At 40.2% G+C, this 15,786-nt stretch carries 11 protein-coding genes; 3 read left to right on the top strand and 8 right to left on the bottom strand.

Annotated features, from left to right (window positions below):
- Window positions 1-2: 2 nt before the first annotated feature.
- The 6 genes from E7Y33_RS01255 to E7Y33_RS01280 all read right to left on the bottom strand — a co-directional run bounded on the left by E7Y33_RS01255 (window position 3) and on the right by E7Y33_RS01280 (window position 8,905).
- The gene (locus E7Y33_RS01255; protein ID WP_061421310.1) at window positions 3-1,220 is read right to left on the bottom strand and encodes a hypothetical protein; all 1,218 of its coding nucleotides are present in this window, start codon (window positions 1,218-1,220) and stop codon (window positions 3-5) included.
- A complete protein-coding gene (locus E7Y33_RS01260; RefSeq protein ID WP_139689424.1) occupies window positions 1,217-2,404 on the bottom strand; it encodes a restriction endonuclease subunit S in 1,188 nt (395 codons plus the stop codon). Before E7Y33_RS01260 ends, E7Y33_RS01255 begins: the two co-directional genes overlap by 4 nt.
- Window positions 2,367-3,407 (bottom strand): virulence RhuM family protein, encoded by a 1,041-nt coding sequence (locus tag E7Y33_RS01265; protein WP_139689425.1) that lies wholly within the window; start codon window positions 3,405-3,407, stop codon window positions 2,367-2,369. Before E7Y33_RS01265 ends, E7Y33_RS01260 begins: the two co-directional genes overlap by 38 nt.
- A complete protein-coding gene (locus E7Y33_RS01270; protein WP_139689426.1) occupies window positions 3,397-4,968 on the bottom strand; it encodes a type I restriction-modification system subunit M in 1,572 nt (523 codons plus the stop codon). The genes E7Y33_RS01265 and E7Y33_RS01270 overlap by 11 nt, the downstream gene beginning before the upstream one ends.
- Before the next feature lie 106 nt (window positions 4,969-5,074).
- The gene (locus E7Y33_RS01275) at window positions 5,075-6,220 is read right to left on the bottom strand and encodes an AbiH family protein (RefSeq protein ID WP_139689427.1); all 1,146 of its coding nucleotides are present in this window, start codon (window positions 6,218-6,220) and stop codon (window positions 5,075-5,077) included.
- Window positions 6,221-6,271: 51 nt separating this feature from the next.
- Window positions 6,272-8,905, bottom strand: a complete 2,634-nt coding sequence (locus tag E7Y33_RS01280; RefSeq protein WP_139689428.1) for a DEAD/DEAH box helicase family protein — start codon at window positions 8,903-8,905, stop codon at window positions 6,272-6,274.
- Between the two features lie 132 nt (window positions 8,906-9,037).
- Between E7Y33_RS01280 and E7Y33_RS01285 the strand changes: the two genes are divergently transcribed.
- Complete coding sequence (locus E7Y33_RS01285) at window positions 9,038-9,655, top strand: TVP38/TMEM64 family protein (protein ID WP_000076174.1); 618 nt, start codon at window positions 9,038-9,040, stop codon at window positions 9,653-9,655.
- A 323-nt stretch (window positions 9,656-9,978) separates the two neighbouring features.
- On the opposite strand, the gene scrK is transcribed toward E7Y33_RS01285, so the two are convergent.
- On the bottom strand, window positions 9,979-10,866 hold the full coding sequence (gene scrK / locus E7Y33_RS01290) for a fructokinase ScrK (RefSeq protein WP_139689429.1): 888 nt from the start codon (window positions 10,864-10,866) through the stop codon (window positions 9,979-9,981).
- A 158-nt stretch (window positions 10,867-11,024) separates the two neighbouring features.
- Window positions 11,025-12,911 (bottom strand): sucrose-specific PTS transporter subunit IIBC, encoded by a 1,887-nt coding sequence (locus E7Y33_RS01295; RefSeq protein WP_139689430.1) that lies wholly within the window; start codon window positions 12,909-12,911, stop codon window positions 11,025-11,027.
- 380 nt (window positions 12,912-13,291) lie between these two features.
- Between E7Y33_RS01295 and E7Y33_RS01305 the strand changes: the two genes are divergently transcribed.
- Window positions 13,292-14,746, top strand: coding sequence for a sucrose-6-phosphate hydrolase (locus E7Y33_RS01305; protein ID WP_139689431.1), 1,455 nt, complete (start codon window positions 13,292-13,294; stop codon window positions 14,744-14,746).
- Window positions 14,727-15,692 (top strand): LacI family DNA-binding transcriptional regulator, encoded by a 966-nt coding sequence (locus E7Y33_RS01310; protein WP_000225985.1) that lies wholly within the window; start codon window positions 14,727-14,729, stop codon window positions 15,690-15,692. The genes E7Y33_RS01305 and E7Y33_RS01310 overlap by 20 nt, the downstream gene beginning before the upstream one ends.
- Window positions 15,693-15,786: the final 94 nt, after the last annotated feature.

The following is a 15,786-nucleotide window of genomic DNA, read 5'->3' on the forward strand; positions in this document are numbered from 1 at the left end:
TTCTAGTTTAAATGACTAATATCTGTATTGAAGTAGTATTTCTCAATAAACGACTTATAAATCACTTTAAATTGTTCTTTATCATCTTCTGTTATATCTGGAAATTCTTCAAACGATTGTTTGTCATGACTGAACAAATTTAAGTACCTTCTATGAACCTCATCTTTTTCACTCTCAGGTATAATTTCTTCCCATGATTTATATCCTAAAAAAGTAGATGTTTTTTCAAAAAGTGATCTTAATAAATTATAGTGATATTTTTCTAATTGATTCTCTTTAATTGCTTCATCTATTATATCTATAACCTTCAAGTGGTATGCAAATGGAGAATCCGAGGTTTCCTTCAAATGATAAGTTTCATCACCAGTAGTCAATTGTAACTTGTGTTCAAGTACAAATCTACTACATGAATCACTTTTTAACTCATTAAATAATACGTTAAAAAATAGCGGATGATGAGTTGTGATAATAAATTTTAAACCACTAGAGTTAGGAACAGTATCAGTTGCTTTTGTAAAGTTACTTTTCTTTATTAAACTAGCTAAATCAACAGCCATTTCAATAATTTTTCTTTCATCTAAAGAGGAAACAGGATCATCTATAAAAATATACTTTAAATTTGGAAAAGAGTCCTGATCTTCATTCTTAGTTTGAATAACTTCATCCAGAAATGTATAGAAAATACTCCAGATAAAACTACTTTCTTCTCCTTTAGAAATTTTTATATTATCCTCTGTAATTCTTTCATCTTCACCATTTCCATTTTTGGCAGTATAAGTTTTTGAAAATTTAACTGTCGTAAAGTTATCTTGGAAACTTGGTAAAATAATTTGCTGTTTAGCTCTCAAAGCATTTCCTTCTGGAAAAATCCCAAGGTAATCTTGAAATAAATTAATAATCTCATTTTCCTTTCCCTGATCTTCAAGAATATACTTCAAAAATGTTGAATCCAGATTTATATTTAATTTTCTATCCCAATCATCTTGCAAATCATTATCCCAAGAAAATAAATCTTCTGTAAATGCATTAAAATAAAAAATTTTCTTTTCGTCTATCTCCATATCCTGAATTTGACCAAGTTCATCGCTATCCAATTTTTCCTTAACAGCCATAGATAGTCTAGTTTTTCCACTTCCATTAAAAGCATATAGAAGGGAACTCTTTGATTTTTTTGAAATGAGATTAGCCGCAAGGCTTTCCAATGTTTCGAATTCTGTCATAGTATACTGTCACCTTTTTTATTAAAATTGAACATCATTTTTCTCCAATATTCATATTGTTTTTGGCGTAATTCAATCTCCTTGGGGAGTCCGATATATAAATCATTACATATCGTATCAAAGTTGTCTAGAACTTCAACAATACGAGATTGAATTTCGAGAGAAGGAACCGGGATTTTTAATGATGAAAATATAGCTAAGTTAAGATTATCCTGTGCACTTCCATAACTCTTATTTGCAAGATGATCTTTTATTGAATTTAAATAGTAGTAAACATATTCTGTAATGGCAAATTCTGGATTTGCAACAAAGCCTATAATACTATCAGGGAAACATGCATCAAATCCTAATAATCCAGTTTCCGCTATATTAGCAGCAATTGTGATACATAATGTTCCCTTTTCCCACTTCTTACTTTGTTCTAATCCAAAATCACTATAAGTTTTAGAAAAGTTCTCAATCCACTTCCCTGCACCTCTTATATCTCCAGTCTGTATGAACGGGATATCACCGCCATATAACCTTGCATCATTTCTAGGCCTATGTTTCGATTTCCCTCGACCAAAAACTTTTGCTATTTCCGAAAGAGTCTTCCACTCAACCTGATAAACCTCGTCTTCAAAAGATAACAGTTTATCTCTATAAAAAGAATATTGCTTTTTACGTGAGGTCAATTCTGAGGTCAATTCTGAGGTCAATTCTGTAACATAATTGGTGAATTTGTCAAGTATTTGCACGATTTTTTTTTGAATTTCTAGGGGAGGAATTGGAATTTTTATACTTTTTAGATTCTTTTGATTAAGCTTAGGAGGTGTCCCTCTAACAATATCAGAGACATCAGTTTGACTCAATACATAATACACATATTTCAATAAAGCACATCCTGGCACTTCACCTAAAATATGCGCATGATTGTTAACCCAAATTTTACCTATCACCCAGTGTAATATAGGTGAATTATCATTTTTTATTACACTCCCATCTTCTCCCATTAAAATAAAAGTGCCGTCAAAAATCCAATCTTTGACATAATCTTGAATTCCATTAGCTCCATAATAAGGAATATCACCCGGAATTCTTTGACTTTTTGTTATTGGGCGTCTTAAACTATCCAAAACTTCAACCACTTCCCCCAATTCTTTCCACTCAACGGGACAGTTTTGGATTTCTTCTAGGATGTTCATCAGTTACCTCCTTCTTGGCTAGATTTTCAATACTTTTGATTTCCTTGAGGTAATCTTTTTCAACTTGACTGAGGGTCTTGGCTTGGTAGCTCTTATATTCCTTATCTACCTTCTGCTTCATCTGTTCACGAGAGATAGAACCACTGTTAGCTAGCAAGTCTTCCCCCGTAGCCTGAAGAATACGATCTACGTGAGCCACCCAGTCAGCCATGGTCATGACTTCTTCTCGCTCTGCCTGTCTTTCAGCAAAGTCTAGATATCCTGATACAAGCTGATTAAGCCCACGGAGTTCCTTTTCTGTCAGATAGTTCTTGGCAACCTTTGCTTCAGATAAAGTGGGAAGGTCTCCCTTAAAAGTGGTCAAGCCCATAAATTCCTTTTCGCTATTGACACGGTTATAAATGAGTTCACTGGCAGTATTGTGATGAATGGCATAATGCATCTTGTTTTGCACCGTCGCAAAGAATTTCTTTGCCTCTGGAGAGTTTGCATTGTAATCACTTGATGTAGCGAAAAGATCTAAAACCTGACGGTAAAAGACTTTTTCACTTGAGCGAATGTCTCGGATTCTTTCCAGAAGTTCTTTAAAGTAAGAGCCTCCACCCAAGTTTTTCAAGCGCTCATCATCCATAGCAAAGCCTTTGATCAGATACTCTTTCAAGACTGTCGAAACATAGTGTCTAAACTGGACTCCACGAGGAGATCGTACTCGATAACCAATCGCCAAAATCATGTCGAGATTATAGTAGGCAACTTTTTTTGACTGAGTTTTACCAGCTATTGCACCGTGACGAGTGGTTGTCAACTGATAGTTGACAACCACTGTTTCATCCAATTCACCATCTTCAAATATCGCCTTGATATGTTTACTAATGTTTTGCTTGGAGGTCTGAAAGAGCTCAGCTAGTTCTTGTTGGGTCAGCCAGACCGTTCCATTATCCAAGTGGAGTTCAATAGCGGACTCTCCGTCATCAGTTCTATAAAGAATCACATCATTTGCCATGGCTCAATTCCTCTACAATTTTATGTATCTCTGCACGCAAGTGATCAATCTTGGCAACGGTCTCAGCGATTTCTTTATTGAGCTCATCAATATCAATCTTCTCACGTGTATCTTCTTGTTCGACATAGGTTGACACAGATAGATTATAATCCTGCTCTGAACCAATCACCTCATTATCAACAAGAGCAGATTTATAGTCAACACTTTGATAATTAGAGAACAATTCAACTATGTGCTCGATATTGCTATCGGTCAGGACATTGTTATTAGTCTCTTTTTTGAATTCTTTACTCGCATCAATAAAGAGGGTTTTGTTTTCTAGTTTATTCTTCGCCAGAACTAAAATCGTAGTTGCGATAGAAGTGCCAAAGAAGAGATTATCTGGAAGGGCAATAACCGCTTCAACAAAGTTGTTATCTACCAGATACTGACGAATGGTCTTTTCAGCACCTCCACGATAGAAAATGCCTGGGAAGCAAACAATAGCTGCCCGACCTTTATTAGACAAGTGGTTGAGACTATGCATAATAAAGGCAAAGTCAGCTTTTGACTTGGGCGCTAGTTTCCCTGCAGGAGCAAAACGGTCATCATTTATCAGAGTTGGATCTCCATCTCCCACCCATTTGACAGAATACGGAGGGTTAGAAACGATAGCATCAAATGGCTTTTCTTCTAAATGCTGAGGATTTAAAAGGGTGTCTCCTCGCTTAATGTCAAAGTTATTGTAGTTGATATTGTGCAAGAACATATTCATACGAGCCAAGTTGTAGTTGGTCATATTGATTTCCTGACCAAAGAAACCATCCTCTAGGATATGGTCTTCGTATTGTTTTTTCATCTGGAGCAAGAGGGAGCCTGATCCACATGTTGGGTCATAGACCTTGTTAATCTTGTCTTTTCCAACCATGACTAGGCGAGCTAGTAATTTAGAAACCGTCTGAGGTGTGAAAAATTCACCCCCGCTTTTTCCTGCATTACTGGCATAGTTAGAAATCAAGAACTCATAGGCATCTCCAAAGGCATCAATGTCATTTTCCTCAAAGTTTCCAAAGTTAATACTATTGATACCATTAAGAATATCAGAAAGGCGTTTATTTTTTTCTGGAACGCTTCCACCAAGGATGTTGCTTCGGGTATCCAAGTTATCAAACAAACCTTTGATATCATCCTCTGATTTGAAACCAATCGCTGACTTCTCAATAGCTTGGAAAATATTGGCCAATTCTTCGTTTAAGTTTTCATTTTGCGAGGCATTCTTGACCACATTTTCAAAGAGTTGACTCGGAAGGATAAAGAATCCCTTATCCTCAACTGTACCTGGTTTGAAATCTTGCTCAGCTTCTTGGTCACTTATGTCAGCATAACGGAATTCTAAGTCCCCAGCCTCATGCTCCGCACGGTCAAAATAGTCTGCCATGTGCTCTGAAATAAAACGATAGAACAGAATTCCTAGGATATATTGCTTAAAATCCCAACCATCTACAGCTCCACGCACATCGTCCGCAATCGCCCAAATTTTACGATGTAGCTCCTTGCGTTCTGCATTTTCTTTACTTGCCATTTTTACTTTCCTTAATTAATGTATTATCTTTTCTATTTTATCATATTTCAAGAAAAACCACTCGACCTAGGGAGGACGAGTGGGCTATAAACTATTCTTAACTTTATTAAGGTAGTAGAACTTCTTTCATACCATCCTTATCATCACTCTTTATAAATACAACATTCTGTTTACCTGTTAATTCTATCAGTTTTTCCTTCCCAAGGATGATTGCGAGATTCTTAATAATTGAACGTTTAGCTAAATCATTAAAATAAGTGAAAATAAATCTATAATCATACTTTCCATTTTCTGCTAATGCAAAACATTTTTGAAATATTTCTTTATCCAAAGGGTCAACCGAGTGTTCAAAAACAATGATATTCTTTGAATTTGCAAGTTGACTTCCGAATTCGTCATCTATATCATAGAAAGTTCGTTTAAAAAATTTTTCAAAATCATTTCCCGTTTCTTTTACTACTCTTTGATAATATTTCTGGTAGGGAATTAAATCACTGTTAACATCATTTTCTTTATCCTCAATTCCAAAAACCATCGTATTAATTCGACTGAAGGTTCTAATTAAGTCAATTCGCCCATGTATGAAATGAGTTCTCTTCGCAGAAGTTCCAAATAAATATCGTGAAGTGTTTGTATAATTAAAGTTTAGGACAGAGGAATTTGACAAATCTGATATTGCATCTAGAGCTGTTGGCTTGGATTTTATCTCGATAACTTTAAAATCAAGAAAGTCTCTATAAGATAAATATATTTCTAACAATTCAATCAATAGATCAAGTTGATTGATAAATTCATTATTCAACTTTTCCATTGCAACTTCTCTTTCTAAAGAACCCCAGCCTTTTTTATGAAAGAGTAAAAAAAACAAATCTAAAATATATAATTTTGACCTATAATTTTTTTCTTTTGATAATTTCTCATCCAGTAACCCAGTTTGTCCTGTAATAGTAACTTTGAATATTAAATCATTATTTTCTTTGAAATACATTATTGCATCTGCAAGTTGCGAAATCATTATTTCAAGATTAGACCAATTATCTCCCAGAGTAGCTTTATTCTCATTGATAAATTTTAAATATAAATTATCCTTGTATTTCTCAATCCTTATATTTTTAACTTTTAGAAATTCTAACAACTCCTCATCTGGATTAGAAAATAATTGTTTTTCGAAGTCAATAAAATCAGTATACTTTGTTTTTCGATCCATAGCAATATCAAAGCCATTACCTAAAATTAAAATTGTATCTGCCATATTTTCTCCCTTTGCTTTTTTATTTTCTAGAGGGGTATATTTTTACCACCCCTACTCCAACCGGCTTTTAACCTTCTTCTTAGTCAAGGTACGGTCGTTTTGATTGGAGAGAGCTTGGATACGAGCTTCTAGAAGAGTTTTCCGTCCGGCCTCTGTTCGTGTATAGACGAGGTGATAGAGTCCGATAGTCGGCCTCAGAAAGTCGAGGAATTTCTGTGCTTCTTCCTTGCGCTTGTCAAAAAGACTAGGCACGACATAGTAAGGTGACTGACCTTGTCGGACTTTCTCTGCCTTCAAGAGATAGCGTTGATTGTCCACTGGAGCAAGGAACTCTCCCACAGTCTGCGCAAACAACTCCTTGTCCCTCATGCTTCCTCCCTTGAGATAGGCAAAGACCATGTAATTTTCCTTATTCTCCTCTACCTGAACACGGGATTGATCATCTGTTAGATACCCCGAATCTAGCAGAGCCTTTCGGATCTGCTCACCCAGAGATTGCAAACGTTTATAGGGACTCTTATAGCAGAGGTAGCGCCAAGATGCAAAGGCCAAAAAGAGGAGACAAGCTGCTGTAAGCCACCAAACTCCAGTCAGTCTCATTCTAAATAGCAAGACCAACAAATCCACTGCTAACAAGAGCAAAGACATGCGTACCCATTTTAATGCATCAAGCAAGAGCATGACTGGGACCTTCTGTTTTTGGGTTGCGACTTCTGTAACTATCTCGAACTGATCCGCTACGACAAGAGCTTCCTGCCATTTTAGTCTCAAGCCTGCTCGATCCTTGGAGAGACTCTTAACTCGCTCATTGTACTCACTAATTTGCTTTTTCTTAAAAGGGGGCTTTGGAAAATCCAAACGATCCAAACCGGTCTCAATACTCTCCTGATTATAGGCCAATCCAAGAAAATGCTCCATCCGTCGCGACAAGGTCTGCAGATCCTGATTGCTCTCTGGTCTAGGCTCCTCACCAGGAAGAGTGATAAGTGCTTGCGCTTGAACGGCTACCAGATGCCAGATGTTGCTGGTCTTTTCTGGATGTCCCGACCAGATACGAATGGCACGCCCGCGCATCTGGTTACTCAGCATAAAGCTCCCCACAAAGCTTCCGAGGATTAGGGAATTAACGCAAGGAGCATCCCAACCCTCTCCGAGGAGAGACTTGGTTCCGACTAGGACTTGAATCCGCCCTCGTTGAAAAAGCTCCGTCACTGCCGCTACGATTCCCTTAGCTGAGCTCGGAAAACCAACCTGCACATAATCTTTTGGATCCAAGTGACCAATAGGTGAGAAAATAAGAGGAACCTGAGGCAAAAGCTCCTTCAACTCTGTTACCACATCGGTAGGCAAAATTACTACACTACCTGACAAGACAGCCAAAGATACAGGAATCTCTTGCTCCTGAGCTTTTCGACGAATGCTTTCAAAATAAGGGAGAACCCCCAACTGAGAAATGGTTGCCTGATTATCTCCCAGATAGGTAGCAAAATCCTTGCGAATATAGTCAGCTAGTACTAACTGTCTCAGTTCCTGACCTAGACTCTCATACTCCGTCAAAAAGATATCGACAATGGCAGACAACTTCCCTAGAGATTGGGTTAAAAGTTGGTCAGAAGCCTTAGACTTAACCAGATAAACCTGACGTTTTTCCACCAAGCCACGCGCCTTCAAGTCAGCCTCTAACTTTTTCTTATATCCATCTGGATCCTCATACCAATCTGGTGTCTGATAGAGTATGCTCTGCAACAGCGTCTCCAGCCAGTAGGAGGTCAATGCTGGAAGCTTCTGGGTTCCCAGTAAATTTTGTAAAGAGGGAGGAATCGTTAACCCCTGAGAATGCATATAAATCAACATAGCAGACAAATACTTGGGATCTTCTAAGAGCAAATCAGATGAAATATCCCCTTTGAGGACCTTAGACCCTGCTACAAATGTTTGAAAATCAGGATCAACTATAAGGTGGTGAATATAGTCCCACTTAGTCTCCTCAAACCGTTTGAGACGTTCCGCCTCTTCAGCTGTTGGTGAACACATATAGACAAAATCCTGATGAGGGCAAAGAGTGCCTTCCTTGACTAGTTCAGGTACCGTGATTTCTTGATCGATCTCCCCGCACATTCGGATATAGCGTTCCCAGAGTTCAGGCTCGCTGTCATAAGGTGGTGTCGCTGTCAGGGAAATGACTTGTAGCTGTTCATACTGCTTGCGAAAGGCTTCCAGACTTTTCCACCATTCATTGCGCAGGTGGTGGCATTCGTCCAAGCAAAGAGTCGCAACTTTCTGAGCTCTTAGGCTTGCAAACAAATCAAACCCCACAAAATCCTCTGCTTCTCCATCTTCTTGTGATTGCAGTTGGTTCATGGCACTATGAAAAGCCTGATAGGTCACAATCGTTAATACCTTCATCTCCTTTAAGTTTTGGGAAACGAGGTCTGAAAGCCTCTGACCATCCTCTAGAAAAGCAGTTTGGATCCTATCTACCCATTGTTCACGAATGGTGACAGTCGGAACTAAAACAAGGGCTGGGTTGCCAAAACGAGCGATTAGCTCGATACCAATGGTTGTCTTTCCAGACCCTGGAGCAGCCACTAGATGAACATGACCGTCTGCTTGATAGTCCTGAAAACGATCCAAGACCTGTTTTTGATATTGGCGCCAGCTTCCTTTAAAGTTTAAATCTAACATGATACCCCTCATTCTATACCGTCATTTTCTTATTCTCATTTTACCACACTTATTTCTCCAGTCAGATAATCCAGATAGTTTTTCTCCATAAAATATGGTATAGTAGAATCATACTATCTATGAGGAGTTTACATGTCACAGGATAAGCAAATGAAAGCTGTTTCTCCCCTTCTACAGCAAGTCATCAATATCTCTTCTATCGTCGGGGGAGTCGGCACCTTGATTTTCTGTATTTGGGCCTATCAGGCGGGTGTTTTACAGTCCAAGGAAACCCTATCGGCCTTTATCCAGCAAGCTGGGGTTTGGGGACCACCACTCTTTATCTTTTTACAGATCCTACAAACCGTCGTTCCGATTATTCCGGGAGCTTTGACCTCAGTGGCTGGGGTCTTTATTTACGGCCACATCATCGGAACCATCTATAACTATATCGGCATCGTGATTGGCTGTGCCATTATCTTTTACCTCGTGCGCCTCTACGGAGCTGCCTTTGTCCAGTCCGTCGTCAGCAAGCGCACCTATGACAAATACATCGGTTGGCTAGATAAGGGCAATCGCTTCGATCGTTTCTTTATCTTTATGATGATTTGGCCAGTTAGCCCAGCTGACTTTCTCTGCATGCTGGCAGCACTGACCAAGATGACCTTCAAGCGCTATATGATCATTATCATTTTGACCAAACCTTTTACCCTAGTGGTTTATACTTATGGCTTGACCTATATCATTGATTTCTTCTGGCAGATGTTTTGAGAATAGAAAAATCCGTTTGGTTTCCCAAGCGGATTTTTAGAGCATGGATAGACTATAGCCTGATACTAAGTATACTTTGGTATAGAAATCATGCCTATCTTTTGCTTGTGAAGCGAAGACTTACCTAGCCTTTCCACCGTGATAGAAACACCTGAATTCTAATGGTTTCAGGTGTTCGGAAACTTTGAGACATTAGGCTCAAAGTTTAGGTATGGAATTTCGAAGACAGTCGCTACCATCCGTCATCGCTTAAGGAAAGGTTCAAAAACATTGTCTACAATCTAAAAATCCGTTTGGTTGCCCAAGCGGATTTTTTCTTTGTTTTATTTTGCAACACTCTTAGCAAGGACAAGGTTTCCAAGTGTGGCGGAACCATTGCCTGCGACTGCTGGAGTCACGATATAGTCACGCACGTCTGGTACTGGTAGGTAGCCGTTGAGAAGAGCTGTGAATTTCTCACGCACACGGTCCAGCATGTGTTGCTGTGCCATAACCCCACCACCAAAGACGATCACATCTGGACGGAACGTCACGGTAGCATTGACCGCAGCTTGAGCGATATAGTAGGCTTGAACATCCCAGACAGAACTGTTGAGTTCGATGTTTTCACCACGAACACCTGTACGAGCTTCCAAACTTGGTCCAGCCGCAAAGCCTTCCAAACATCCCTTGTGGAAAGGACAAACACCGTTGAATTCTTTTTCAATATCCATTGGGTGTTTGGCTACATAGTAGTGGCCCATTTCTGGGTGACCTGCACCACCGATAAACTCACCACGTTGGATAACACCTGCACCGATCCCTGTACCGATCGTGTAGTAGACCAAGTTTTCGATACGGCCCCCAGCATTGTTACGAGCAACCACTTCACCATAGGCAGAGCTGTTTACGTCGGTAGTGAAGTACATGGGTACGTTGAGGGCGCGGCGAAGGGCACCAAGTAGGTCTACATTTGCCCAGTTTGGTTTTGGAGTCGTTGTGATAAAGCCATAGGTTTTTGAGTTTTTGTCGATATCGATCGGACCAAATGAACCGACAGCAAGACCTGCAAGGTTATCGAATTTTGAGAAGAACTCAATGGTTTTATCGATAGTCTCGATAGGAGTTGTTGTAGGAAATTGTGTTTTTTCCACAACATTAAAGTTTTCATCACCGACAGCACAGACAAACTTTGTACCGCCCGCTTCTAAGCTTCCATATAATTTTGTCATGATAAACCTCTTATCTTTGTTTTCTCTATTATAGCACATTTTAAAGGGCTAGATTTCTCAATATTTTAGATTTTCCTCTGTAAATCTTACCATCCAAGTAAAAACGAACAAACATGATATTTGTTCGTTTTGTTTTTAGATTTGATTTTCGAAGAAGACTAGGCTTTCACTTCGATGATAGCGTCACCCTTGACAACAGAACCGCTTGCGACTGGTGTCACAGAAGCGTAGTCTGCTGTATTGGTCACGATAACCATTGTTGTGTCGTCAAGACCTGCAGCAGCGATTTTGTTTGAGTCAAATGTTCCAAGAACATCACCAGCTTTGACCTTGTCGCCTTGAGAAACTTTTTGTTCAAAGCCTTCACCGTTCATAGTCACCGTATCGATACCAACGTGGATCAAGATTTCAGCTCCATTTGCTGTCTTCAAACCGTAGGCATGTCCTGTGGCAAAAGCAATCGATACTTCTGCATCAGCTGGTGCGTAAACCACACCTTGGCTTGGTTTTACAGCGATCCCTTGTCCCATTGCACCACTTGAAAAGACTGGGTCGTTAACATTCTCAAGGGCAACTACGTCCCCAACGATTGGAGTTTGGATTGTTTCATTTTGAGGAGTTACTGGAATGTTACCAGTTGTTTCTTCTTGAACCAAACGTTCTGTCGCCACTTCAGAAGCAACTTCTTTTTCGTCCTCGTAACCAAACATGTAAGTAAGGGCAAAACCAAGAACGAATGATACAGCTACCATAAGAAGGTATTGGAACAATTGACCGTTACCAACGTACAACATTGTACCAGGGATGATGGTGATACCATTACCAGTACCAGCAAGTCCAAGGATAGAAGCCAATCCACCACCGATAGCACCAGCGATCAATGAAAGGAAGAATGGTTTACGGAAGCGCAAGTTCACCCCGAAGATAGCAGGCTCTGTAATACCGAGGAAGGCAGAAAGAGCAGCTGGGAAAGCAAGTGTTTTCAGTTTAGGATTCTTCGTTTTAACACCAACGGCAACTGTCGCAGCCCCTTGAGCTGTCATTGCTGCAGTGATGATAGCGTTGAATGGGTTGACATGGTCAGCAGCCAACAACTGAACTTCAAGCAAGTTGAAGATGTGGTGCACACCTGATACGACGATCAATTGGTGAACTCCACCGATGACCAAACCACCGAGACCAAATGGCAAACCAAGAATGGCTTTTGTTCCGAGAAGGATGTAGTTTTCAACAACGTGGAAGACTGGTCCGATGACAAAGAGTCCAAGGATAGACATAACCAAAAGTGTCACGAATGGTGTCACCAAGAGATCCAAGACATCTGGAACCACTTTTCGGAGACCTTTTTCAAACTTGGCTCCGACCACCCCGATGATGAAGGCTGGAAGAACAGAACCTTGCAAACCAACAACAGGAATGAAGCCAAAGAAGTTCATAGCTGTTACTTCACCACCTGATGCTACTGCCCAAGCGTTTGGAAGCGAACCAGAAACCAGCATCATACCAAGGACGATACCAACTGCTGGATTTCCACCGAATACGCGGAAGGTTGACCATACAACTAAACCTGGTAAGATGATGAAAGCTGTATCTGTGAGGATTTGGCTGTAAATGGTAACATCTTCTGGAAGTGTGATTCCAAGAGCGTTCAAGAGACCACGAAGACCCATGAAGAGACCTGTCGCTACGATAACTGGAATGATTGGTACAAAGACGTCACCGAAAGTACGGATAGCACGTTGGAACCAGTTTCCTTGTTTAGCAGCTTCTGCTTTCATGTCTTCTTTAGAAGATGTTGGCAAACCAAGGGCAACAACTTCGTCATACATCTTGTTTACTGTACCAGTTCCAAAGATGATTTGGTATTGGCCTGAGTTAAAGAAAGCTCCTTGAACTTTATCCAAGTTCTCAATCACTTCCTTCTTGATTTTCCCTTCATCTTTGACCATGACACGTAGACGAGTCGCACAGTGGGCTACACTGTTGACATTTTCACGTCCACCAAGGGCTTCGATGACCTTTTTTGCAATATCCTGATTGTTCATTTGCAAAAATCTCCTTATATAAAATTTTGTAAAGTGTTTGAAAGCGATTTTATCCGCCCTACGACTATTATTTTATCATGTTTCTAAAATATGTCAAGCGTTTTGCAGAAATTTTTATTCCCTTTCTTTTTCCTCTGATTATTTTTGCTCGTTTTTGAGGAAAATTCTCTTTTTCCTCAAAAAAATATCTTTAAACTTGAGGAACCAAGGTTTTTATTTACATTTTCTTTCATTTTTCGTGAAAATTTGTTAGATTTCCTTTACTTGATTTATGGCAATCGTTTGACATTTTTTTCTCTTTTTCAACATAAAAGATTTGCTTTTTTTGCCGAAAACGTTTACTATTAATAATAGAATAGAACTTATGGAGGAAAGATAAAATGGAATGGACAACCGAGCGCCGTTACAGACGCTATGAAGACTGGACAGATGATGAAATCAAGCAAATCAAGGAAAAGATGGCACAATCTCCATGGCATACTCGTTACCATGTTGAGCCTAAAATGGGGCTTCTCAATGACCCAAATGGCTTTTCCTATTTTGATGGCAAATGGATTCTCTTTTACCAAAACTTCCCCTTTGGTGCAGCTCATGGTTTGAAGTCTTGGGTGCAGCTTGAAAGTGATGATCTGGTGCACTTTACAGAAACTGGAGTCAAAGTTTTGCCAGATACTCCATTGGATAGCCACGGGGCCTACTCTGGATCCGCCATGCAGTTTGGTGATCAGTTGTTCCTATTCTATACTGGAAATGTCCGTGATGAAAACTGGATTCGTCACCCATACCAGGTTGGTGCTCTTTTGGACAAAGATGGCAAGATTACGAAGATTGACAAGGTCTTGATTGACCAGCCAGCAGACTCTACCGACCACTTCCGCGACCCACAAATTTTCAACTTTAAGGGGCAATATTATGCTATCGTGGGTGGACAGGACTGGGAGAAAAAAGGCTTTGTTCGTCTCTACAAGGCTATAGATAATGACTACAGCAACTGGCAAGAGGTTGGCGACCTAGACTTTGCTAACGACCGCACTGCCTACATGATGGAATGTCCAAATCTAGTCTTTGCAGGCGAGCAACCTGTCCTTCTCTACTGCCCACAAGGATTGGATAAGGCTATTCTAGACTATGACAATATCTATCCAAACATGTACAAAATCGGGGCTTCCTTTGATCCTGAAAATGCCAAAATGGTCGATGTGTCTCCATTGCAAAATCTAGACTATGGTTTTGAAGCCTATGCAACTCAAGCCTTCAACGCTCCGGATGGACGTGCACTAGCAGTAAGTTGGCTTGGACTGCCAGATGTTTCTTACCCATCTGATCGTTTTGACCACCAAGGAACCTTCTCATTGGTCAAAGAACTCACTATCAAAGATGGCAAACTCTACCAATATCCTGTATCAGCCGTCAAAGAACTTCGTTCTTCTGAAGAGGTCTTCTCAAATCGTACTCAAACCAATAACACCTATGAACTGGAGCTCAACTTGGAGGCCAATAGCCAAAACGAGATTGTCTTGCTCGCTGACAAAGAGGGCAAGGGGCTTTCAATCAACTTTGACCTTGTCAATGGACAGGTGACAGTGGATCGTAGTCAGGCTGGTGAACAGTACGCCCAAGAATTTGGTACAACTCGTTCTTGCCCTATCAATAACCAAACTACTACTGTCACTATCTTCATCGACAAGTCAGTCTTTGAAATTTTTATCAATAAAGGAGAAAAAGTATTTTCTGGTCGTGTCTTCCCACATGCGGACCAAAATGGTATCCTCATCAAGTCTGGAAACCCAACTGGAACTTACTATGAATTAGATTATGGTCGCAAAACTAACTGATGTCGCAAAGCTTGCAGGCGTCAGCCCCACTACCGTCTCACGGGTCATCAATAAAAAGGGGTATCTATCTGAGAAAACCATTCAAAAGGTTAATGAAGCCATGCGAGAATTGGGCTACAAGCCCAATAATCTGGCTCGAAGTCTCCAAGGAAAATCTGCCAAGTTGATTGGACTTATTTTCCCAAACATCAGTCATGTCTTTTATGCGGAGTTGATTGACAAGTTGGAACACCAACTCTTCAAAAATGGCTACAAGACCATCATCTGCAACAGCGAACACGACTCTGAAAAAGAACGAGAGTACATTGAAATGCTGGAGGCCAATCAGGTCGATGGTATCATTTCTGGAAGTCACAACTTGGGAATCGAAGACTACAATCGTGTGACAGCACCGATCATTTCCTTTGACCGAAATCTATCACCAGACATCCCTGTCGTCTCCTCTGACAACTACGGTGGCGGTGTCCTCGCAGCCCAAACTTTGGTCAAGACTGGCGCCCAGTCTATCATCATGATTACAGGAAATGACAATTCCAACTCACCGACTGGACTGCGCCATGCTGGCTTTGCCTCTATTCTCCCGAAAGCGCCTATTATCAATGTTTCGAGTGATTTTTCTCCCGTCCGAAAAGAAATGGAAATCAAAAATATCTTGACCCATCAGAAACCAGATGCGATTTTTGCTTCAGATGATTTGACAGCTATCCTGGTTATCAAAATCGCTCAAGAGCTGGGAATTTCTGTTCCTGAAGATCTCAAGGTCATCGGCTATGATGGGACCTACTTTATCGAGAACTACTATCCTCACCTGACAACGATTAAGCAACCTATGAAAGAGATTGCCCACCTCACTGTCGATCTTCTCTTACAGAAGATTGAAGGCAAAGAGGTCGCGACAACTAGTTACTTCTTACCAGTCACACTATTACCAGGAAAAAGTATTTAATACTCTTCGAAAATCTCTTTAAACCATGTCAGCTTCCATCTGCAACCTCAAAACAGTGTTTTGAGCAGCCTGCGGCTAGTTTCTTAATTTGCTT

The organism is Streptococcus oralis, assembly GCF_006175905.1.
In the GTDB taxonomy this organism is placed as follows: Bacteria; Bacillota; Bacilli; order Lactobacillales; family Streptococcaceae; genus Streptococcus; species Streptococcus oralis_BG.